Raw genomic sequence first — 22,361 nt, 5'->3', positions numbered from 1 at the left:
GGAATTAAGCAACACGAAGCGCAAACTCAGGTTCGCCGATGTGCTTCGTCTTCTTTTTAGGTCGTACCTCCTCAGTCTCGTTCTCTTCGGCCAGATCGGAGGTGTAGTACAGAAGGCTCCAGTTGCCGTCGTGGTCTTCAACCAATGCACTCAGGGATTCAACCCAGTCGCCGGAATTCATGTACACAATCCCGTCGAACTCGTGAATGGCAGGTTGGTGAATATGACCGCAAATGATACCATCACAGCCGCGGGCGCGGGCCAGTTCGGTCAGTTTCTGTTCGAAGTCGGAAATGTAGCTGACCGCCTGCTTGATACGCTTTTTGATCTGCTGCGAAAGCGAATAGTAGGGCAGTCCCCGCCAGGTCCGATACTGATTGTAAAACTTGTTAACCCAGAGCAGGAATGTATACCCCAGATCGCCTAAATAGGCCAGCCACTTCATCTGCGACGTAATCGAATCAAACACATCACCGTGGGTGACGTACAGTTTGCGATTACCGGAGTTGAGAATATAATCTTTACGTATGGAAAAGTTCTTACCAACTTTCAGGGGCATCACCTGATCCAGAAAGTCATCGTGGTTACCGCGCAGGTATATTACCTTGGTGTTGTAACGAACTATTTGCTTTAAAACGGTTTTAAAAAAAGCGGTGTGCTTTTTCTTCCAGGTGCCGTATTGTTTGAGTTGCCAGCCGTCAATGATGTCGCCGTTGAGAATTAGTTTCTGGCAGGAGTAGTTACGCAGAAACTCGGTGGCTTCTTTTGCTTTCGATCCAGCCGTTCCGAGGTGAATGTCGGAAAGTACAATAGTGCGAAATTGCGTACTTGATTTCATGAACGAATTTATAGTCCATAAATGAAGTAGTGTTTATCACATTGTTACCAAATTGCGAACTATAGCGATCTAAACGCATAAGTGTTCATACTGACTTAATAATCAAAGTACAATGGAAAATCCAGTGCTCATTTTTGGTGCCGGGAGTCTGGGCGTGACAGCCTTGGACATATTTCAGCGCAATCAGGTTGTGGTGTATGGTTTTTTGGATGATAATAAGGAACTGCACGGAAAGGAGTTTGGAGATGTCTCGGTGCTTGGCGAAACCGACGATGACGGCTTCCTGAAACTTATCGGGCAGAAATGTGAAGCGTTTATTGCAATCAGTGACACTCGGGTTCGAAAACAACTGGTCAAAATGCTGAACGAGCGCCGTAAGGTGCAGCCCGTTAATGCCATCCACGATACGGCTGTTGTTTCGGCCACCGCTGGCCTCGGTCACGGAAATCTGATTGCGGCCCGGGTTGTTATCAATCCCTTCTCCGAAATTGGCCAGCACTGCATCATTCAGTCAGGAGTTATAGTGGAAAGCCAGGCAAAGCTCGGCGATTACGTCCTTGTGGGCGCAGGAAGCCTTATCAATAGTGGAGTTACAATTGAAGAAGGAGCTTTTATCGGGACGGGCGTAACGATCGTAGCCGGTGTAACAATCGGCAAGAATGCCCGGATAGGAGCAGGGTCGGTTGTTGTGGAGAGCGTTGCGGCCAACGCAACCGTATTTGGTAACCCAGCCAGACCTATCTAAGGACATGGTTGCCGATTACGCGGGTTTCACAGCGTGGTAATCCGTGTAATCGGCAGCAAATACTATTCAACGTATAAGACCTCGTTCGCCAGAAAGTCCTGGTACGTCATTTCGAGACCTTGTCTGAGGGCGGTCTTGTGCTTCCAGCCCAAGGTGTGCAGGCGTGACACGTCCATCAGCTTACGCGGGGTGCCATCGGGTTTTTCAGTATTCCAGTACAGATCACCTTCATAACCGACCGTTTCTTTAACCAATTCAGCCAGCTCGCGGATGGTAACGTCTTCGCCCGTACCGACGTTTACAAACAGATCGTCGTTGTAATGCTGCATCAGGAAGAAGCAGGCATCGGCGAGATCGTCGGCATGCAAAAACTCACGTCGGGGAGCCCCGGTGCCCCACACTTCTACGCTTGACTGACCGTTCAATTTAGCCTCGTGAAACTTACGGATCAGGGCCGGCAGTACGTGCGATCCCTGCAGGTCATAATTGTCGTTGGGACCGTACAGATTCGTAGGCATTGCCGAAATAAAATTACAACCGTATTGACTGCGATACGCTTCGCAAAGTTTTATTCCCGTAATTTTGGCTATGGCGTATGGTTCATTGGTCGGTTCAAGGTAACCGCTGAGCAAGTATTCCTCCTTTAATGGCTGGGGGGCCAGCTTGGGATAAATGCACGATGAGCCAAGGAACAGCAACTTCTTAACGCCCGATTTGTATGACGAGTGAATGATATTGGATTCAATCATCAGATTGTCGTACAAGAATTCGGCACGGTAGATGTTGTTGGCCAGAATGCCGCCAACCTTGGCCGCAGCCAGAAATACGTACTCAGGTTGTTCGTCGGCGAAAAAGTCGGCTACGGCCGCCTGATTGCGCAGGTCCAGTTCCGACGAAGTACGGATGATGATATTGGAATAACCTTCGGCTTGAAGTTTACGGACAATGGCCGAACCCACCATACCCCGGTGTCCGGCGACATAAATACGGGCCTGTTTTTCCACGGCTGTGTAAAAGGTATGTTATAATGCCGAACGGCGTTGTCCGACAGACAAGTAGTACAAAATAATACCGCTTAGTAAAGCGTTGCAAAGCTAACAAACTTCAGGCATCAATCGTTTGCCCTTTTTTATGTTTGTATCCGTATTTAAAATCAAGGCAATACCGGTTTTGTTATCTGTAGTATTGGTAACAAAAGTTTTTGGCCAGACAACGCAGCCAGCTTCGTTGACAACGGCATCGAAACCAGTTTTAGAGCCCTCGGGAGCGCCGGCACCACCGTTTTCGTCCGTTCCATCATCCTTAACTACGCTTGGTTTGCCGTCTATGCAGTCGCTTGGTCTCGAAAAATCCAGTGGCGACGGCTCGGCGTTAGGGAGTGTCCAGGATCTGGGGTTAAAACTAAAGGAATTCAAAAAAAAACGTAGCGAGAAAAAATCGAAGAAAAAACTATTAAAAACGGAGTACGAAGGCCTGCCGATGGTGAAAGCCTATACGAAGTTTGGTAGTGGCGACCGGACCGTTGTAGAAGAGTTCTACGTGCTACGTAATAACGATCAGAAACCGATGCCTTATGTCAAGGATGTGTATCGTTACTATCAGAAATCCGGGCGTGTAACCAATGCCGTTCCCCGCGATCAGGGAGAAGGTCTATTACTGCACGGACCATATAAACGTTTTCAGAACGGTGAACTGATCGAGGAAGGGTTCTATTACGTCGGCATGAAAGATGGGCGTTGGGAGCGGTATGACGCCAAGTTTATGCTCATCGACAAATCCCGCTGGTATCGGGGAATTCCTGCTGACTCCCGTGTTACGTACCACGATTCAGCCCACAAGAATGTAAAGGAAATCATACCTATTGAATACGGTAAAGTTCAGGGTACGTACATGGCCTTTCATGAAAACGGGTTGCTGTCCGAAGAAGGAAAATACGAAAACGGGGTAAAAGTTGGCCGCTGGACAGAGTATTACCCAACCAATCAGGTTGGTCGCCGGCGCCGGAAGCTCACGCAATATGCCCGTGATCAATGGGATACGGAGTTCGAACCGTACGTCATCACCGAGTGGGACGAAAAGGGAAAAGTGATTTACGAGCGACCCAAGGAGAAAGTCGTAGAAGAGGAAGAGACCGACAATTGAGGTTTATTTAAAAACACCCTTCGGATCGGGGTGACGAGCCAGCAGATCGTTCAGAAACGTCAGGTCAATAGCCGACAGGTCGAGGCTTCGGGCTTGATGCAGATAGTCCCAGGCCTTGTTGTAGTCGCCTTTCATGTAGTTAACCAGCGAAAGTTTCTGATACGAATCGGCGCTGCGCGGGCTAATCGCAACGGCTTTTAGCAGATGTTGCTCGGCTTCGCTTAGATCGTCTTTCTGCTGCTTAGCCTGGTAGTGCTTAATCTGTACAGTAGCGAGGTCAGTCATCAGAACGACGTTAGAATCGGCTACCGTAAGGCCACGTTTCAGCATTCGGATAGCATCGGGCAATTTCTCTTTCTGATAACAAACTACTCCCAGGCCCCAATAGGCATCGACGTTGTTGTGGTTCAGCAACCAGGCTAAATTGAAGCGGTAGGCGGCCGTATCGAGCTGGCCATCTGTAATATAATCCCACCCCCGGTCGGCAAAAAACTTGCTGGCTTCCTCGCGGCTGGTAAAGTTTTGATCGCAATCATTAAGGAAGTGCACTTCGTAGTCAACCTGAGCGGCTGTTTTGGCCCGCTCGCCGAAAAGAGGGAGTATGTTAATGGCTTCCTGGCTTTCGGTAGCGTCGGCGGCTGATTCGGTTGCTTTTCCGTCAATAAATTGATGTTCAGATGCACTCCGTCCTGCCGAATCCGCCGACCGATCCGCATTAGGACGAGCCGACGTAATTAGCTGAGTTGGCTGAGCGGCTGAAAGCAGCGGTAACACAACCAAACTCCATTGTAACAGATTTTTCCGAACAAGCATACGCATCACACAATCGTGGTACTGTTTCGGTAAAACGAATGGGTGGCCAAGTTAGTACATTACCAGCGAATTACCGACGGCCTCCGCGTGGTCCTGATCGCTTTGCGGAAGTCGTTCGGCGACCAGCCGGCCCGCCAGGCCGGGACTTGGAACTACCAAACTGGCTACCAGTGGTTTGCGGGCGCTTTTTAGCGGAAGAAGTAGCTTTTGTTCCTGGCTTTGACCGGCTTTTCCCGGCAGGCAGATTTTTCTCCTTTTTTTCGTGAAAGGCACCCTGAAATGTTGGGTCCTCTTTTCGACGCTGCTCGTCTATTTCTCGAAGCATCGCCTGGCGTTCGTCAAAAGGTGTTTCGGTAATTTCTACATCAGCCGGAATTGGTTCGTGAGGCACCGACATTCGAATGATTTTTTCGATCTTCTTAACGTGGTATTCCTCCGACATCGTCACGAACGTAATGGCCTGCCCTGTTTTATTGGCTCGGCCTGTGCGACCGATCCGGTGTACGTAGTCTTCGTAAATCAGCGGAACGTCGAAGTTTATGACATGGCTGACCTCGGCGACATCAATGCCACGAGCCGCTACGTCCGTTGCCACCAGCACCCGAATATTTCCTTCCTTGAAGGCTTCCATGGCATTGATGCGCGTATTCTGCCCTTTATTCGCATGAATAACCTTAATGCGGTCGTCTTCTACGACCTTTCGGGACAGAAATTTATAAATATTCTCGGCCGTCTGTTTCGTCCTGGCAAAAACGATCACTCGCTGAAACGCTTCATCATTAATAAGATAACCAAGCAAATTTATTTTAGTACGAAAATTCGGGACTTCGTAGATCACCTGGCTCACCATGTCGGCGGTGGAAGCCTGAGGTGTCACTTCTACCCGGATAGGTGCTTCCAGAAACTCACCCGATAGCCGCTCTACCCGCTCACCGAAGGTGGCCGAAAACAGCAGGTTCTGCCGCTTGGTGGGTATCACCTCCAGGATACTCCGGATCTGTGGCATGAAGCCCATATCCATCATCTTGTCGGCTTCGTCGAGCACCATCGTCTTGATTTCCTTTGTGGGGAGCTCGCCCAGCCGATACAGGTCCATGAATCGCCCCGGAGTGGCTACGATGATGTCGACGCCTTTCTGCAAGGTTTCAATCTGAGTTTTCGGGCCGAGGCCGCCGTAAAGAGCAACATGCCGAAGGTCGGTATACTTAGCCAACTGAGCAATGGCCTCGTTGATCTGCATGACCAGTTCGCGGGTTGGGGCCAGGATCAGCGCCCGTGGCCGAACGCCCTGCGCATATTTAATCTTCATGAGCAGGGGTAAAACGTAAGCGGCCGTTTTACCCGTACCGGTCTGCGCGATGCCTAATACGTCGTGGTTGCCCAGAATCAGTGGAATCGTTTTCTGCTGAATTGGCGTTGGTTGATCATAGCCAAGATCAGCAATCGCATTGAGCAACTGACGATTTAAGGCAAAGTCTTCGAAGGAAGTAATGTCCATAAAATGCTTGATACCAGACGGCTTATCGCCTGCCTGATCATTAAAACTGTTTAAGTATCCGTTCAACTCCACTGACGTAGCCCGATCCAAACAGATTGGTATGAACAAGCAGCGGATAAAGATTATAGATCGAGATCCGCTCGTCGAACCCATCTTCGAGCGGAAAAGACTCATCGTAGGCGTCATAAAACCGTTGGTCAAAGCCGCCGAACAGTTTTGTAAAAGCCAGTTCCGCTTCTCTGAAGCCGTAGTAGACAGCCGGATCGATCAGCGCTGGCTGTCCATCTTCCGTCACTAATACGTTACCTGACCACAGGTCTCCATGCAGGAGCGCGGGGCGTTCGCTGGGCAGGAGATCAGGCAGGCGTTCACGAAGTCGAAGCAGCGCGTCATACATCTCTTTCGGCAGTAGTCCTTTGTACAGAGCCATACCCGCCTGCGGCAGAAGCCGTTGATCGAAAAAGAAATCGAAGCCGCTGGCGGTGGGTGTATTCGATTGCGGCAGTGAACCAATGTAGTTATCAAACGCCAGCCCAAATTTAGGCTGAGTATGCGAATGCAACAGCGCCAGCGACTGACCCAGGTTCTCCCAATAGTTTTTCTGGAGCTGACCAGATTCAATATACTCCAGAATCAGGTACGATTTGTCGAGCTGCTGACCGTACCCAATTACGCGTGGAATGAACAGTGCGTCCGTTCTCCGGAGGAGATCAAGCCCCCACGCTTCAGTCTCGAACATGGTGTTCGACGCAGGCGTCTGATTCCACTTTACAAAAAATACGCCCTCGGACGAAAATACCCGCGCGGCCATATTAATGTCGCCCCCCGACAGGAACTGGGTTTCCAGTACGTCGACTGGCTGGCCTAAGGCGAGAAACAGTATGCTCTCGAAAAAGGCGAATTGTTCGTCACCCCAAAACTCCATGCGTTACTTTTTTGCCGACCGGCTGACTTTCGTCGATTGCTTAAAACCGAGGAAACCAAAATACCATACTTTTGTCGGATAGCTTTTGTCATTCTATGAACCAACAACTCCAGAAACTCTACGATGTTGCCCAAAAACCAACCCGTCGAATTATCGGTCTGATGTCGGGAACATCGCTCGATGGGCTGGATGTAGCCTTGTGTCAATTATCGGGTAGTGGGCCGGATACGTCCGTAACGCTGGAGCAATTTACTACGGTACCATACGAAGACGAACTAAAAACGGACATTCGAGGCATTTTTGCCAAACGTCAGATCGATTTTGAAGTGGCCTGTCTGCTCAACGCGTACATTGGGCGACTTCATGGCCAGATGGTACTCGACTGCCTGCATACCTGGAACCTTACGCCCGCTGATATTGACATCGTGGCCAGCCACGGGCAGACCGTCTACCATGCTCCCAAAAGCCAGCACCGGCAGGATAAGTTCCCGAACGCTACCCTCCAGATCGGCGACGGCGATCATGTAGCGGCTACGACTGGAATTATTACCCTCAGTGATTTTCGGCAAAAACACGTCGCGCATGGGGGCGAGGGGGCTCCACTGGCCGTGTACGGTGACTATTTTGTTTTCTCGAAAGCTGGTGAGATCCGTATCCTGCTGAACATGGGCGGTATTGCCAATTTTACTTACCTGCCCGCCAGCCAGGACGCGAACCTGGTGTTTACGACCGATACAGGACCAGGTAATACGCTGCTCGATGCCTATGCGCGCCGGTTTTTAAATCAACCGTTCGATGAAAACGGGAATTTGGCAGCCCAAGGGCGGGTGAGTACTGAGCTGTTGAATGCCTTGAAACAATCGCCTTTTTTTGAGGCACCTTTCCCGAAAACTACCGGCCCGGAAGTGTTCAACATCAGCTATGTAGAAAGAGCCCAGCAGCAGACCGGTACTACGGATATAACGGATGCTGACTTGATGGCAACGCTGGTTCAGTTCAGCGCCGATACAATCTCCGAAGCAATCCGGCGTGTGTTGCCCGGTAGCGAAACTGGTTCTACCCAACAAACCCGGATTTATATGAGTGGTGGGGGGATGCATAACCCCATTCTGACAAAGGCGATTCAGCGCCAACTACCCGACTGTGCGTTCGGCCGTACGGATGAACTGGGCATCAACGGAGATGCAAAGGAAGCTGTTTTGTTTGCCGTACTGGCGAATGAAACCCTCGTTGGGGGGACGGCTTCGTTTGGTGAAGGACGTTCTGGCGTGCCGACCGTTACGATGGGAAAAATAAGCTTTCCGTATTAGGATTTTGGCCGGAACACCTTCATGACATCCGGGTTAGTGGTCAGGTAAGGGCCACCGATGAGGTCGATGCAGTACGGGATAGCCGGAAACACAGCCGACAAACACTGCTCGATGGCGGTTGGTTTGCCGGGCAGGTTCAGAATCAGGCTCTGGTTTCTAATGCCGGCAGTTTGCCGCGACAGGATTGCCGTTGGAACGTAGCGCAGGCTTTCCTGACGCATCAACTCGCCGAAGCCGGGCAGCATTTTCTGACAGACGGCTTCGGTCGCTTCCGGTGTTACGTCGCGCCGGGCCGGGCCGGTGCCGCCCGTCGTCACGATCAGGCAGCAACCCTCCGTGTCGGCCATCTCGATCATAGCGGCTTCAAGCTGATCCTGCTCGTCGGGAATGACGCGGTACACCGGCGACCATTCGCAGGTCAGCCAGGATGTGAGCAGGCTCATTACCGCTTTGCCGGGAATATCTTCGTAGATGCCCGCGCTGGCCCGATCCGATACGTTGATAACACCAATTCGAATAACCTGCTCCATTACGGCTTCTTCCGCTTTAGGGCCAGATCGTGAGCCGTATCGTAGTATGACCGCAGGTTATTCCAGTCGAACACTTCGGCAATGCTTTCAACCCGGTTACGCTGAGCAATCCGGTCACGCTGGCTCATCCGAACAAACCGGAACAGGATGTTGGCGAGCTGATCGGCGGCTTCGTTGAAATTCTGCGTTTTTCTGTTTACGACGTAAATACCCCGATTCTCGTAGTCGCGCATGATCTGCATAATGAAGTCGCCAAAACCCGACTGATCGCTCGTAACGGTCGGAATACCCCGAACGACGCATTCGAGTGGCGTATAGCCCCAGGGCTCGTAGTAACTTGGGAAGATACCCAGGTGGCACCCCCGCACAAACTGACCGTAATCGAGGCCGAAAAGGGGGTTGGTTGACGCTATAAAATCAGGGTGATAAACAATTTTGACGCGGTCGTACTCATTATTGACCAGATTAGCCTGACGGATAAATCGCGTCATATCGTCTTCCTGAACCAGATTATGAGTTACAAACGGCGGCAGGTGCTTTGTTTTCCAGCTCTGGATCGTACGCCGGAGTCGGAGCCGCCAATATTCGTCGACAAACGCATTCAGGTCGGGCAGCGCAATGTCGTTGCTGGACGCAGCCGCCAGGAATAATTTTTCCCCTATCTGTTTCTGAATAGCCTCGCTGGTTTCCCGAATCTCATCGAGTAAAGCGCGGCTGTGCAGGACCTCAGGGTCGATGGTATGGTAGGGCTGCCGGGTAACCATAAACATGACAACCGTAGTGTCCATGTTGGCTTCCCGCATCCGCCAGTTCAGCCGAGCCAGGGCTTCGAGTGTCAGGTCATAACCTTTATTGGAGAATTCGAACCGCCCCGACGTAAAGAAGTACAGCGTTTTTTCCAGATCGAACGAATAGCTCTGGAAGAAGTGCCCCATCACAAATTCATGGATTTTCTCCTTATACCGAACGTGGAGGTTCTGGAACTCGTGAGTAGCCACAAACCGCTGAATGTTCAGACCATTTGGCAGAATAAGATCGGGATTGCGACCAAGAAACACTTCACATTCGCGGGCCGTAACGTCGCTGACCGTCGTAAAAACATGCGACTGCAATGCCGATAGCCGCTCAATGGTCGCCTGCGCTTCAATGTTGTAATGTTGAGCTTCGCGTTTCCAGTCGAAGAAGGGCAGCTTGCCATAAAATCCCAGTTCGTTCTGAGCCAGATACCGCCCAAGCATCGTAGCGTGGGTGGTAAACACCGTTGCCACCTTTACGTTCTCCCGACGCAGATCGGGCAGACCCGTACTGGCCATCCATTCGTGAAAATGAGCGACCAGATCAACCCGCCGGGCGTGTTCTTCGGCTAGCAGCGTAATGAACACGCGGACCAGTTCGCCAAACGCAATCACCTGATTGACCAAGTCTTCTACGTTGATCGTCGATAATTCGTAGCGCTCCCAGAGTTGCCCTTTAAGTTGATTCAGCCGATCACCGCTAATGCTGTTTACATCAAACAGAACCACCCGTGGGCGGCCCGTTACGAGCCAGTAGCCGTACTCGATATGAAAACCCAGTTGTCGCATTCGGCGGACGGTCTGGCCAATCTCAGTCTCATCTGGTTCTGTGATGGGCTCAAATTCGACCGCTGCCTTTTGAGGGAAATAAGGACCAAGGGCAACGTAGTCATCGTCCCATTTTTCTACCATGGCCGGTACTTTTGACCGAATGACCGTATAAATACCACCAACCTGGTTGCAAACCTCCCAGGCGACCTCTAGTAGCAACTTCCGCTTCGACGTTGAGAATACCGATTCCAAGTTCTGTGGGTAGTTTTGTAAATATTACAAGAACGATTTAGGTAAAAAGAGGTTGCAAATTATTTCAAAAAAGAAGCAGCTTCCAAAACTCTATTATCTTGAGCCTGATAAAGTGTGTAATTGAACCCCGGCTGAATACTGTAGGCACCATGCTGGCCTTGCTTGTTAACGGCCAGAAAACCAACCTGAACGTCTTTGTATTCCTGCTTGCTGGTAATTCGGCGGGCGGCTTCTTCACACGCCTGTTGCGGAGTTCGCCCCTGACGCATCAGTTCAACGACCAGAAAAGAACCGCAGGTGCGCATCACCAACTCCCCCAGACCGGTCGCGCAGGCTCCTCCGATTTCGTTATCGACAAACAAGCCGGCACCAATTATCGGGGAGTCGCCGACACGACCATTCATTTTGTAGGCTAATCCGCTGGTGGTACAAGCCCCGGAAATGTCCCCCTTACTGTCGATGGCCAGCATACCAATGGTGTCGTGCCGCTCAATGTTGATGACAGGCTTATACTGAGCTGTTTTGAGCCATTCGCGCCAGCTTTGTTCTGATTTTTTTGTCAGTAGGTTTTCCTTCTTAAAACCTTGTGACAACGCAAACGCCAAAGCACCCTCGCCACTGAGCATAACGTGGGGCGTTTTCTCCATGACAGCACGGGCCACAGAAATTGGGTGCATAATGTGTTCCAGGTAGGTAACGGAGCCGGCGTTACCTTTTTCATCCATAATGCAGGCGTCGAGCGTAACACGCCCATCGCGGTCGGGCAGACCACCGTACCCAACACTGGTATCATTCGGATCGGCTTCTGGAATACGAACTCCCGCTTCGACGGCATCCAATGCGCGTCCTCCTTTCGACAGCACGGCAATAGCAGCCTCATTGGCCTTAATTTGCTTCCAGGTTGCAATCACCAGAGGACCAGAAGCGGATTGTGTAGTAATCGATGATGTCGATGCTCCGAAGGTTAGCGAAGGGAGCAGGCCAGCCAGTGGCCCTAGCGAGAGAAAACGGCGTCTGTTTAACATACAGGAAGGCTTATGGCCCAAAATAAAAGAATAAACGTCTTTCATTTACTACTTTTAGCGGAATTATTGCGAATGGCTCATGGCAGACTCTGACAAACACATCCTGCTTATGGACGGTCCCGACAACAAGGGATTAATCTACCACGTAACAGGTGTTCTTTTCCGGCATAACCTCAATGTCATACATAATGATGAATACGTTAGTCCCTCGGGGCAGTTTTTCATGCGAACCGAGTTTGAGGCCGGGAGTGCCAATGACCCGATCAACGGCCCGGAGCTACTGAGCGAACTTCAGTCGGTTTTACCTGCCGGAATCCGGTTACGACTAAATCCCAAAAAGAAGAAGAACATTGTGGTTATGGTGACCAAAGAGCACCATTGCCTGGCGGAACTGCTGATTCGCTACGCGTTTGATGAACTTGACGCCGACATTCTGGCGGTTGTCAGTAACTATAACATACTCCAGCCGCTGGTCAGTAAGTTTGGTATTCCGTTTCACTACATTTCGCACGAACACCGAACACGCGACGAACACGAAGAAGCTATTTTACGTACGCTGGCCATTTATCAGCCAGAATACCTGGTGCTGGCCAAATACATGCGGGTGCTGACTCCCGACTTTGTCAACCACTTCCCGAACCGAATCATTAATATTCACCATTCTTTTTTACCAGCCTTCATTGGGGCAAACCCGTATCGCCAGGCCTACGAACGGGGCGTTAAGATCATTGGCGCTACCGCCCATTTTGTCAACAATGACCTTGACGAAGGGCCGATCATTGCCCAGAACGTCAAGGAAGTGGATCATCGCCATACAGCCGCCGACATGGCTACTGAAGGGAAAGACGTTGAAAAAATTGTTTTGTCGCAGGCGCTGAAGCTGGTGTTCAACGACCGTGTATTCATTCAGGGCAACCGGGCGATTGTACTGTAATTAGAAGTTTTCGCCCTTTTTTGTAGCAGGATTATAGTATATTTCGGGTCAAAATAGTGCCATAGCAAGCCCTCTGTATTGCCTTTGTCATGCAAAAACTCCAAACGCTCGACTACGTCGTCTTTTTTATCTATTTTATTATCGTAGCGGCATACGGCTACTGGATTTACAAACGGAAACAAACCAAAGAAGCTTCTTCTACCGATTTCTTTCTCGCTGAGGGCTCGTTGACCTGGTGGGCCATTGGGGCCTCGTTGATTGCCTCTAATATTTCGGCCGAGCAGTTTATTGGAGCGTCGGGTAATGGATTCTCGATGGGGCTCGCCATTGCTACGTACGAATGGATGGCAGCCGCTACGTTGATCGTGGTCGCTGTCTTTTTTATGCCGATCTACCTGAAGAACCACATCTTCACGATGCCGCAGTTTCTGACGAAACGGTATAACAACACGGTTAGTACGATCATGGCCGTTTTCTGGCTGTTGCTCTACATTGTTGTTAACCTGACGTCGATTCTCTACCTGGGAGCGCTGGCAGTAAGTACGATCTCCGGGCTGGATTTTACGCTTTGCATGATCGGGCTGGCGGTCTTCGCGATTGTGATTACCGTTGGGGGGATGAAGGTAATTGGCTACACGGACGTAATTCAGGTGTTTTTCCTGGTCCTGGGTGGTCTGGCTACTACGTATCTGGCTGTTAATTTGGTTTCCAATCAATTCGGGCAGGATGGTGTCGGTACTGGCCTGTCGTTAATGCTTGAAAAAGTACCGGATCACTTCCACATGATTTTTCCGAAGGGCCATCCGCACTACATGTCGCTGCCTGGCTTATCGGTACTGATTGGCGGGATGTGGATCATTAACCTGAACTATTGGGGCTGTAACCAATACATCACACAGCGGGCGCTGGGAGCCGACCTGAAAACCGCTCGCGAAGGATTGCTGTTTGCGGCATTTCTGAAGTTGCTGATGCCGATTATCGTTATCCTGCCGGGTATTGCTGCCTATACGTTGTACCAGCAGGGACTGTTCCAGCAGGAGATGTTGAAAAACGGTGAACTCAATCAGGATAACGCTTACCCCGTATTGCTGAACCTGCTCCCGACGGGCTTGAAAGGGCTTTCGTTCGCTGCGCTGACGGCCGCCGTAGTGGCATCGCTGGCGGGAAAGGCAAACAGTATCTCGACCATCTTTACGCTGGACATCTACAAGAAATTCTTTAATACCAATGCCGATGAGCGCAATCAGGTGTTGATTGGCCGGGTAGCCGTCGTTGTGTCGATGGTCATTGCCATCGTGATTTCGCCGTACATGGGCATTGATAAGAAAGGCGGGTTTCAGTTTATTCAGGAAATGACGGGCCTGGTTTCGCCGGGTGTCTTTGCGGCTTTTGCTCTTGGCTTTTTCTGGAAGCGGACAAATTCAGCGGCTGCACTCTTCGCTATCGTAGGAGGCTTTCTGCTGGCGTTCGGTATGCAGGAGTTGTATCCTAACATTCCGTTTATTGATCGGATGGGCATTGTGTTCCTAATCTGCGTGGCCGTAATGGTTGTGATCAGCCTGATTTCGCCAAGTGAGAAAGGACTTGAAATTGACTCATCCATGTTCAGGACATCGCGTACGTTTATGACCGGGGCGGTAATCATCGTAGCGGTATTAACCTTGTTATACGCTTATTTCTGGTAAAAGACCAGACAATCAACTAGCGGGGCCCGCCGATACGTATCGGCGGGCCCCGTTGCTTTAAACGAAAGTCTGCACAACGGACCGAATCACGGTTTCGTCGGCTTCGATACGTTCATACTCGGATGGTGCTGACGAAGCCATCGATACGGCCGGCTGCCGGAACGTCATCGGACTGGGTTGAGACCGGCTGCCACTCAGGTGAACGGCCGTCAGGCCGGCTTCGTGGAACAGCCCGGCGTTACGTACCGATACACCGGCTCCTGCCATGATCTCGATTCGTCCGGCAGCCTGGCGAACTAGTTGCCGAAGCAGCGGTAAACCTGCTTCAGCTTTCGGCTGCTGGCCCGATGTGAGGATGCGTTCGGCACCGGTTCGGATAATGGCTTCGAGCGCTTCAAAAGGGTCGACGGTCATATCGAATGCCCGGTGGAATGTAACGGGCAGTGGATGAGCCAGTTCTATAAGTTCGCGGGTTTTTGCTTCATCAACGGTGCCATCGGCCAGCAGTACACCCAGCACGATACCATCGGCACCCAGTTGCCGCGCTGCTTCGATGTCGGAACGCATAACGGCCAGTTCCGTGTCGGTGTACAGAAAGTCACCTCCCCGTGGCCGGATCATGACGTAAATGGGTAGTGATACAGATTGCCGAACCTGCCGGATCAGGCCCGCACTTGGAGTGATGCCGCCCTCGCTCATGCCTCCGCACAATTCAATGCGGTTTGCACCGGCGCGTTGAGCCGCCAGACACGAAGCCAGTGAATAAGCACAAACTTCAACAGTCATATGTAAACGGGAAAAATTTTGTTCAGCTACAAATTTGTGCTCGTTGCTGTAGAAAACGTATAGTGGAATGAGGTAAAAAAACTATTATTGGTAAAAAAAGAGCATCAATCGTTCATTAATTCGTCTGCTGAAAACAAAGCCGCTTTCTGGTAGTTATTGGCCTAAATCCTGCTTATTGCCCTTTTATAAACATTTTTCGGGAAAAGGTCTTGGATATAAAGTTTTTTTTACTTTTGCACCCTTGTTAAAAAAAGATAATAAATACAAAACTGACTATGTATTGGACACTTGAACTGGCGTCTTATCTCGAAGATGCTCCATGGCCCGCTACCAAGGATGAGTTGATTGACTACTCTATCCGCTCCGGTGCCCCATTAGAAGTAGTAGAAAATTTACAGGAACTCGAAGACGACGGCCAGCCGTATGAAAGCATTGAAGAAATCTGGCCGGATTATCCGACTAAAGACGATTTCTTCTTTAACGAAGATGAATATTGATCAGGGCATGATCTAAAAAGGCGTCGCATGTGTAAAACGACGCCTTTTAGTAAACTCTTCCAATATAAATTCGTGAAACCAGCTTACAGGGCTGCTGAGCTGGATTTATTGGCCGACCGACGAGGCAGCACATCGTATTTTTTTGGGGCGTACAGAAAACCGAAAGCTTCGGCTCCTTCTTTGGTATGAACCTGGTGGTGAACGTAGTGAGCCCGGATAATGCGCTGTAAATACGGATTCTTCGCTTTGAATTTGATCTTCACCCGCCGGTGAACGATGACGTCGTGGAAGAGAAAATAAAATATACCATATAACGTCACCCCAGCTCCGATCCAGGCTAAAAAGCGCCATTCAGGAATTTCGACTCCACTAATGATCAGTGTGATGGCTACTGTGCTAAAAACCAGGGCAAACAGGTCATTCCATTCGAAAAAACCTTTGTGGTGGTTATGATGGTCGAGGTGCCAGCTCCACAAGAAGCCGTGCATCACATACTTGTGCGTAAACCACGCTACACCCTCCATAAATACAAAAGTTCCCAAAACCAAGGCAACGTTTACCAGCATTTCTGTGTTAGTTAAGTAGCAATAACTTGTTACGTCTCGACTTGGATAACGGTTTGCGATACTTAAAAGTTGGCGGTTTATTCACAACAATTTAGCGCAAAATAGAGATGTAGTAAAGAGAGTTGCAAATTTGGTAGAAAGCCGTAACTTTAACACGATTCAGTGCTCAATCACTCGAACACATCGGTTATGGACTATCGAGCGCTCAAAGACCTGGTCAGACGGGGCGAGGGCAGCAATTTAGAGTTCAAACTGAAAACGAACCATCCCGAAAAAATTATTCGGGGCGTCGTCGCTTTCGCTAACACAAACGGCGGCATAATGCTCATCGGCGTGGGCGACGACCGCACAATTCCAGGCCTCAAGTACGCCGACGAAGACGAGTACCTGCTCGTCCGGGCTATTGACAAATACTGTTTTCCCAAAATCAGCTACACCATTGAACGGGTGCCGCTCTACGACGAGCGGGAGGTTTTGGTGATCCGGGTGCCGCCCAGCCCAAACAGGCCACACTACATTATTCCCGATCTGGCTGACCCCGAGAATAAAAAGGCATACGTGCGCGTGGCCGATAAGTCGGTTCAGGCCAGTAAAGAGGTGCGTGAAATTATGAAAGGAGAGCGGGCCTCCCGCGACATTCGGTTCACGTACGGGGATAAGGAGCGTAAACTCATGCAGCACCTCGGCGAACATAACAGCATCACAGTCGATCTATTTGCTTCCATTGCCGGGGTATCGCGCAAGATCGCTTCCCGAACACTCGTGCTTTTGGTGCTGGCGAACGTATTGGAAATACACCCCAGCGACGTAGTTGACAAGTACACCAGCCGAGCTATTTAATCGCCACAGATTACACAGATCAATACCTCCAATCGGTGTAAATCAGCGTAGTCTGTGGCGAGTTATTTGTCACTGGCTGAGTTCTTTCAGCAGTTCCTCTACCTGTTCGTAAGCATACTGAAGTTGTTCGTCGCTTGTGCAGTAGGGCGGCATCAAGTACAGAACGTTTCCAAGAGGCCGCATCAGAATGCCCCTTTCCAGAAGAAAGTTGTAGGCTACATCGCGAATGTTGTTGAAATACGACGTAGCGCCTTCTGTTACCAGATTGAAGGCGAGCAGGGTGCCCCGCTGTCGTACGTTGGCCACAACGCTTGACTGGGCCAGTGTTTGGCTGAAAGCGGTGTGCTGATCACCGATACGCTTAAGGTTAAGCTTTGTTTCTTCGGACAACGTCAAATCCAGGCTGGCTAATGCAGCGGTACAGGCTAACGGATTGGCGGTGAAGGAATGCCCGTGAAACAGCGTCTTGAGTTTATCATCCGAAAGAAAGGCGTCGTATATAGTCTGTGTGCAAGTTGTTACGCCTAAAGCCATCGTTCCCCCAGTCAAGCCTTTCGATAGACACATCAAATCCGCTTTTTCCTGTAGGTAATCGGATGCAAATAAGCGACCGGTTCGGCCAAAGCCAGTCATCACTTCGTCGGCGATGATCAGCGAACCACTACGTCTGGCCAGTTGAAACAGCTTATCTAATACGTCTGGTTCGTACATGACCATGCCACCCGACCCTTGTACCAACGGCTCAGCAATGAACGCGGCTACGTCTGCTGTAAACAGCGTTTCGGCCAGTTGAAGTACGGTTTCTTCCTGACCAGGAACGGGAGCGGGAATGTAGTCGACATCGAACAGAAACGGCGCAAATGGAGCCGAAAAGGCGCTACGTCCTCCGACAGCCATAGCCCCAAACGTATCGCCGTGGTAAGCGCCGTCCAGAGCCACAACTTTCCGGCGTGGCTGACCGAGATTATGCCAGTACTGAAATGCCATTTTGAGGGCGACTTCAACGGCTGTGGACCCATTATCAGAGTAGAACACCTTAGCCTGATTGGCCGGCAGGATGGACAGTAAGCGTTCGGCCAGGTCAACGGCGGGTTCGTGCGTGAAGCCCGCAAAGATGACATGTTCGAGGGTGCGTAACTGCTGGGATACCCGCTCGGCAATGTAGGGATGAGCATGACCATGCAGATTGACCCACCACGACGAAATCATGTCCAGATACGTCCGGCCGTCAGCGCCATAAAGCACGGAACCTTCAGCGCGAACGATGGGGATGGGCAAGGGAGCCGTCTGCATCTGCGTGAATGGATGCCAGATGACAGCTTTATCCCGTTCAGCGAGCGAGGGGCTGATTGACGATGGCAGAGAACTGTTGAGCGTACTGTTGGATAACATCGGTAGTAATGGCTGATTCCTGCCCGATTCGGCCGAGACAGGGCAGATTGGTGTAATTCAGAATAAAAGTTTCGGTAGCCGGCACTGTTGGCCCATTGAAGATAATGCCCATGATGGTAATGCCTCGATTGCGGCAGGCTTCAACCGACAGTAGTGTGTGGTTGATGCTGCCCAGGTAATTGCGGGATACCAGAACAACCGGTAAACCCAACTGTTGGACAAGATCTATGTTCAACTCACGGTCATTGAGTGGTACCATGAGGCCACCGGCTAATTCAACGACCAGGGCATTGTCGGTTTGCGGAAGCGTAATGTTCTTCATTTCGATCACAACACCGTCAATGGCTGCCGCTGCGTGGGGCGATAGCGGCTCGCGCAATCGGTACGCTTCCGGATGAAACTGTGACGTTCTGTTACTAATAAGCCGCTTCACGGTTTCGGTATCGGAATCTTCCAGCGCGCCGGATTGAACAGGCTTCCAGTAATCGGCCTGTAGCGCTTCGACCAGCACCGCCGAGGTAACTGTTTTGCCGATCTCAGTGCCAATTCCCGCAATGATGAATTTGTTTGCTGTTAACATATAGCTGTTTGGAAGACGAATGGTATGGACGTATCAGATTTGGGCAAATCAATACGTGCATTAGAGCCATCGGTCGCCTACTTATTGTATAATGTGCAACAATCGGTCAATTTCTTCCTCGGTATTAAATGCGTGAATGCAGACCCGTAGTCGCTCCTGCCCAACAGGCACGGTTGGGCTGAGAATAGCCCGTACGTCGAAGCCGCCCTGCTGCGCCTTGGCTGCAACTTGCCGGGCGTTATCATTACCGGGAACGATAAGGCACTGAATGGGCGATGCACTGTCCGTCCACGTAGTACCGGGTAGGCGTTCGTCAGCCTTTTGTTTAAAATAACGAACCCGTTTATGAACCTCCTGCTGCGCCGTTGACTCGTTCTGCATGTGTTGATGCGCGCAACGGATAGCCAGTAAGCTGTGCGGAGGTAAGGCCGTTGTGTAGACGAACGATCGCGCAAAATTGATCAGGTAGTCACGTAGTACGGCTGGTCCAACAACGGCCGCGCCATGAACCCCCAGCCCTTTTCCGAACGTATGCACGCGCGCAAAAACTCGTTCCTGCAAACCAAACGCAACGACCAGACCTTCTCCGTTACGACCATAAACACCCGTTGCGTGCGCTTCGTCCACAATCAGGGCGGCCCCGTAGCGGTCGCACAGGTCAACCAGTTCGTGTAAGGGAGCCTGATCACCGTCCATCGAATAAACGGATTCAACAGCAACGAACACCTGACCGGTGGCCTGACGAAGTTTATTTTCCAGGTCATTCATGTCGTTGTGGCTGAATCGGTGGCGCGTGGCGTAACTAAGCCGGGCACCATCGATCATACTGGCATGAATGAGTTCGTCGGTCAGTAACGTATCCCCCCGTTGTGGCAAGCACGAGAGCAGGCCAACGTTGGCATCGTATCCGGAGTTGAAAACCAGAGCAGCTTCGGTGTGATAAAAACTGGCTAATTCGGCCTCAAGGGCATCTGCAAGAACGGTATGACCCGCCAATAAGCGCGATCCTGTTGCCCCGGTCCGGTCGTGCACAGACGTAAGGTCCGCCTGTTGGATAGCCTCTTTCAAGGCCGTTGAACGCGCAAAGCCGAGGTAGTCGTTCGAGCAAAAATCGACAAGACTATCCGACGTACGGAGCTGCCGAAGTAGCCCGGCCTGCTGTCGGTCTGCCAAGCGATGACGCAGTAGGGTAGTTACCGAGGTAGAAAAAGATAACATACAACAAAGGTACGACGTCTTAGCAAGAAGGAGGATTATATGAAGAAGGAGAGCCAGAAATGTGAATAAACCCATAGTTATCCACACAGTTTCTGTGGATAACTATGGTAAGGTGTTAATTTTCCAATAAAAAGTGATTTAACGGGCTGGCTTAGACCGCAACAAAACGTTCGGCATATTGTTACCCTGCTATCGTCAATACAATCTTCCCGAACTGCTTCCCTTCGTCCATTCGGCGTAATGCCTGTTCAGTTTCTTCCAGAGGAAACGTTTCATCAATTACGGGCACAAGCTGGTGTTGTTTAACAAACGATACCATGTCGGCGAATTCGTGTTCCGTGCCCATGGTAGTACCGAATATATTAAGTTGTTTAAAGAACACTTTAGGTACCACTACGTCGGTGATGTTGCCGGTTGTGCCGCCGAAGATGGCAATTCGACCACCCGGTGCGGCTGCATCAACGAGTTTAGCGAAACCTGGCCCGCCCGCGCTGTCGATTACTACGTCAAAGTAGCCAGCTCGGCCTCCGCCCGTCTCGGTCATCAATGTTTTGAGCCAATCGGGCTGAAGGTAGTTGACTCCCCCCTTAGCCCCCAGTGCTTTGGCTTTCTCCAATTTTTCGTCAGAGCCGGACGTAACCCACACTTCGGCACCGGCGGCAACAGCAAATTGAAGGGCGAGGAGGGCGGCACCGCCACCAATACCCGTAATCAGTACTTTTTCGTGCCGCTCGTCTGTGTGCAGTCCCGCCCGCGTCATTAAGGCTCGCCACGCTGTTACGCCAACCAGCGGTAAAGCTGCTGCCTGTTCAAACGACAGGTGATTGGGTTTGTGATGCAGGTAGCGGGCGTTGATGGTTGTATACTCGGCAAAGGTACCGTTGTCAGGCATGCCAAATATTTTGAAGTCAGGACCGTAGAATTTAGGATTACTTCCCCAGTTATGCGAACAGTTAAGCATTACTTCCCGACCTTTCCAGACTGGATCAACGCCCTGGCCAACTTCTGCAACGACGCCCGCGCCATCGGAACCCAGAATAACGGGTAGTTTGATGCCTGGATATAAACCTTGCTGAATAAAGACATCGCGGTGGTTCAGGGCCGCAGCTTTAAGCTGAACCAGGACCTCGCCCGGCTGTGGTGTTGGAATTGGTATGTCAATTAATTGAACGGGCTGATGAATGGCAGGTAGTTGAATGGCTTTCATTTTGTTGCTGAACGTTAGATATTGGATATAAGACGTTAGACTTGCTGTTGTAAACAGTTAGCAGGTTTGCCATCGCGGGTCTTATGTCCAACGATAACCTTCAGTAATCCAACGTCCAATAAATTATGATTCGGTTTTTCAACGAAGATATTGATTACAAACTCCCTCAGAAACAAATTACCCGTGAATGGCTTAAACGGCAGGCCGAACACGAAGGGTATGCCGTGGGTGATTTAAACTATATCTTCTGCTCCGATGAATACGTGCTTCAGGTCAACCGAGACTATTTACAGCACGATTATTACACCGATATCATCACCTTCGACCAACGGGAGGAAGAAAGCAAGATCGAGGGGGATATCTTCATCAGCGTTGAGCGTGTGATCGATAATGCAAAGCAATTAAACCTGCCTGTTGAGCAGGAAATGCGCCGGGTCCTGGCCCACGGTCTTCTGCATCTCTGCGGATACGGGGATAAAACTGACGAGGAAGTGCAGCGAATGCGGACTAAGGAAGATGAGTGGTTAGAAAATTGGTAATCAGTGCTTCATATATGGATTAACACCATCTCATCCTACAAAAACGCTACCGTAATGGGCAAATTCGTCATTAGTACCCGAAAGAATGGGGAGTATCAGTTTCAGTTAAAAGCCGGCAACGGCCAGGTTATTCTGGTTAGCGAGGGTTATACATCGATGAGCAGCTGCGAAAACGGCATCGAATCGGTCAAAAAAAATGCACCCAACGATGACCGGTATGAGCGCCGAACCACCGAGTCCGGCAAATTTCGTTTTAATCTCAAAGCGGGTAATGGTCAGGTAATCGGAACCAGCGAAACGTACGAAAGTGAAAGTGGCCGGGACAACGGCATCGAATCGGTTAAGAAAAACGCTCCTGATGCGGAGGTAGTGACAGAAGCTTAATCACGCACAGTAAAGTAAAAGCGTCAGTGTACGGAGGTGTACACTGACGCTTTTACGTTCGTCACGGGAGATTCGTCGGGTATTATTGAC

At 50.6% G+C, this 22,361-nt stretch carries 23 protein-coding genes; 9 read left to right on the top strand and 14 right to left on the bottom strand.

Translation table 11 applies throughout. The features are described 5' to 3' along the window. Positions 1-4: 4 nt before the first annotated feature. Entirely contained in the window at positions 5-838 is an 834-nt protein-coding gene (locus BN8_RS25825) for a UDP-2,3-diacylglucosamine diphosphatase (RefSeq protein WP_009284898.1), read from the bottom strand. 112 nt (positions 839-950) lie between these two features. On the opposite strand from BN8_RS25825, the gene BN8_RS25820 reads away from it, so the two are divergent. Then, a complete protein-coding gene (locus BN8_RS25820; protein WP_009284897.1) occupies positions 951-1,583 on the top strand; it encodes an acetyltransferase in 633 nt (210 codons plus the stop codon). A 62-nt stretch (positions 1,584-1,645) separates the two neighbouring features. Here the strand turns inward: BN8_RS25820 and fcl are convergent, their stop codons facing one another. Then, a complete protein-coding gene (fcl, locus tag BN8_RS25815; RefSeq protein ID WP_040006533.1) occupies positions 1,646-2,587 on the bottom strand; it encodes a GDP-L-fucose synthase in 942 nt (313 codons plus the stop codon). A gap of 322 nt (positions 2,588-2,909) precedes the next feature. Here fcl and BN8_RS25810 point away from each other — a divergent pair, with 322 nt between their 5' ends. Continuing rightward, positions 2,910-3,725 carry a toxin-antitoxin system YwqK family antitoxin gene (locus BN8_RS25810; protein ID WP_040006876.1) on the top strand — a complete coding sequence of 272 codons (816 nt, stop codon included), beginning with the start codon at positions 2,910-2,912 and terminating at the stop codon, positions 3,723-3,725. Positions 3,726-3,728: 3 nt separating this feature from the next. Here BN8_RS25810 and BN8_RS25805 read toward each other — a convergent pair whose 3' ends face one another. The 3 genes from BN8_RS25805 to BN8_RS25795 all read right to left on the bottom strand — a co-directional run bounded on the left by BN8_RS25805 (position 3,729) and on the right by BN8_RS25795 (position 6,961). Beyond that, entirely contained in the window at positions 3,729-4,538 is an 810-nt protein-coding gene (locus tag BN8_RS25805) for a tetratricopeptide repeat protein (RefSeq protein WP_009284893.1), read from the bottom strand. A gap of 70 nt (positions 4,539-4,608) precedes the next feature. Beyond that, a complete protein-coding gene (locus BN8_RS25800) occupies positions 4,609-6,036 on the bottom strand; it encodes a DEAD/DEAH box helicase (RefSeq protein WP_040006532.1) in 1,428 nt (475 codons plus the stop codon). 40 nt (positions 6,037-6,076) lie between these two features. After that, on the bottom strand, positions 6,077-6,961 hold the full coding sequence (locus tag BN8_RS25795) for a fructosamine kinase family protein (protein WP_009284891.1): 885 nt from the start codon (positions 6,959-6,961) through the stop codon (positions 6,077-6,079). 95 nt (positions 6,962-7,056) lie between these two features. Here BN8_RS25795 and BN8_RS25790 point away from each other — a divergent pair, with 95 nt between their 5' ends. After that, a complete protein-coding gene (locus BN8_RS25790) occupies positions 7,057-8,271 on the top strand; it encodes an anhydro-N-acetylmuramic acid kinase (protein ID WP_009284890.1) in 1,215 nt (404 codons plus the stop codon). Here the strand turns inward: BN8_RS25790 and mog are convergent. Genes mog through BN8_RS25775 form a run of 3 tightly spaced genes read right to left on the bottom strand, consistent with a single transcriptional unit; the run spans position 8,268 to position 11,643 of the window. Beyond that, on the bottom strand, positions 8,268-8,801 hold the full coding sequence (gene mog, locus BN8_RS25785) for a molybdopterin adenylyltransferase (RefSeq protein WP_009284889.1): 534 nt from the start codon (positions 8,799-8,801) through the stop codon (positions 8,268-8,270). The two genes, BN8_RS25790 and mog, sit on opposite strands and share 4 nt — an antisense overlap. After that, positions 8,801-10,618 carry a glycosyltransferase gene (locus BN8_RS25780; RefSeq protein WP_009284888.1) on the bottom strand — a complete coding sequence of 606 codons (1,818 nt, stop codon included), beginning with the start codon at positions 10,616-10,618 and terminating at the stop codon, positions 8,801-8,803. Before BN8_RS25780 ends, mog begins: the two co-directional genes overlap by 1 nt. 59 nt (positions 10,619-10,677) lie before the next feature. Next, positions 10,678-11,643 (bottom strand): isoaspartyl peptidase/L-asparaginase family protein, encoded by a 966-nt coding sequence (locus BN8_RS25775; protein ID WP_040006531.1) that lies wholly within the window; start codon positions 11,641-11,643, stop codon positions 10,678-10,680. Between the two features lie 79 nt (positions 11,644-11,722). Between BN8_RS25775 and purU the strand changes: the two genes are divergently transcribed. Both purU and BN8_RS25765 read left to right on the top strand, forming a co-directional pair. Continuing rightward, positions 11,723-12,577 (top strand): formyltetrahydrofolate deformylase, encoded by an 855-nt coding sequence (purU, locus tag BN8_RS25770; protein ID WP_009284886.1) that lies wholly within the window; start codon positions 11,723-11,725, stop codon positions 12,575-12,577. Between the two features lie 89 nt (positions 12,578-12,666). Continuing rightward, entirely contained in the window at positions 12,667-14,262 is a 1,596-nt protein-coding gene (locus tag BN8_RS25765) for a sodium/sugar symporter (protein WP_009284885.1), read from the top strand. A gap of 57 nt (positions 14,263-14,319) precedes the next feature. Here the strand turns inward: BN8_RS25765 and BN8_RS25760 are convergent, their stop codons facing one another. After that, a complete protein-coding gene (locus tag BN8_RS25760) occupies positions 14,320-15,048 on the bottom strand; it encodes a copper homeostasis protein CutC (RefSeq protein ID WP_009284884.1) in 729 nt (242 codons plus the stop codon). Between the two features lie 275 nt (positions 15,049-15,323). Here BN8_RS25760 and BN8_RS25755 point away from each other — a divergent pair, with 275 nt between their 5' ends. Beyond that, positions 15,324-15,545: a DUF2795 domain-containing protein gene (locus BN8_RS25755; protein WP_009284883.1), complete on the top strand. Its 222-nt coding sequence runs from the start codon at positions 15,324-15,326 to the stop codon at positions 15,543-15,545. Between the two features lie 83 nt (positions 15,546-15,628). On the opposite strand, the gene BN8_RS25750 is transcribed toward BN8_RS25755, so the two are convergent. Beyond that, positions 15,629-16,111: a sterol desaturase family protein gene (locus BN8_RS25750; protein WP_040006529.1), complete on the bottom strand. Its 483-nt coding sequence runs from the start codon at positions 16,109-16,111 to the stop codon at positions 15,629-15,631. Between the two features lie 189 nt (positions 16,112-16,300). Between BN8_RS25750 and BN8_RS25745 the strand changes: the two genes are divergently transcribed. Beyond that, positions 16,301-16,951, top strand: a complete 651-nt coding sequence (locus tag BN8_RS25745) for an AlbA family DNA-binding domain-containing protein (protein WP_009284881.1) — start codon at positions 16,301-16,303, stop codon at positions 16,949-16,951. 69 nt (positions 16,952-17,020) lie between these two features. Here the strand turns inward: BN8_RS25745 and bioA are convergent, their stop codons facing one another. The 4 genes from bioA to BN8_RS25725 form a co-directional block, all read right to left on the bottom strand. Next, positions 17,021-18,343, bottom strand: coding sequence for an adenosylmethionine--8-amino-7-oxononanoate transaminase (gene bioA, locus BN8_RS25740; protein ID WP_009284880.1), 1,323 nt, complete (start codon positions 18,341-18,343; stop codon positions 17,021-17,023). Further along, the gene (gene bioD / locus BN8_RS25735; RefSeq protein ID WP_009284879.1) at positions 18,282-18,923 is read right to left on the bottom strand and encodes a dethiobiotin synthase; all 642 of its coding nucleotides are present in this window, start codon (positions 18,921-18,923) and stop codon (positions 18,282-18,284) included. Before bioD ends, bioA begins: the two co-directional genes overlap by 62 nt. Before the next feature lie 81 nt (positions 18,924-19,004). Next, a complete protein-coding gene (locus BN8_RS25730) occupies positions 19,005-20,141 on the bottom strand; it encodes an aminotransferase class I/II-fold pyridoxal phosphate-dependent enzyme (RefSeq protein ID WP_040006528.1) in 1,137 nt (378 codons plus the stop codon). Positions 20,142-20,322: 181 nt separating this feature from the next. Beyond that, a complete protein-coding gene (locus tag BN8_RS25725) occupies positions 20,323-21,348 on the bottom strand; it encodes a quinone oxidoreductase family protein (protein WP_009284877.1) in 1,026 nt (341 codons plus the stop codon). Positions 21,349-21,473: 125 nt separating this feature from the next. Here BN8_RS25725 and ybeY point away from each other — a divergent pair, with 125 nt between their 5' ends. Beyond that, on the top strand, positions 21,474-21,887 hold the full coding sequence (ybeY, locus tag BN8_RS25720; protein ID WP_009284876.1) for an rRNA maturation RNase YbeY: 414 nt from the start codon (positions 21,474-21,476) through the stop codon (positions 21,885-21,887). A 54-nt stretch (positions 21,888-21,941) separates the two neighbouring features. After that, positions 21,942-22,271 (top strand): YegP family protein, encoded by a 330-nt coding sequence (locus BN8_RS25715; protein ID WP_009284875.1) that lies wholly within the window; start codon positions 21,942-21,944, stop codon positions 22,269-22,271. Positions 22,272-22,361: the final 90 nt, after the last annotated feature.

The sequence above is a fragment of the Fibrisoma limi BUZ 3 genome (genome assembly GCF_000296815.2).
Classification (GTDB): domain Bacteria; phylum Bacteroidota; class Bacteroidia; order Cytophagales; family Spirosomataceae; genus Fibrisoma; species Fibrisoma limi.
This window is presented reverse-complemented; position numbering and strand designations above follow the sequence as displayed.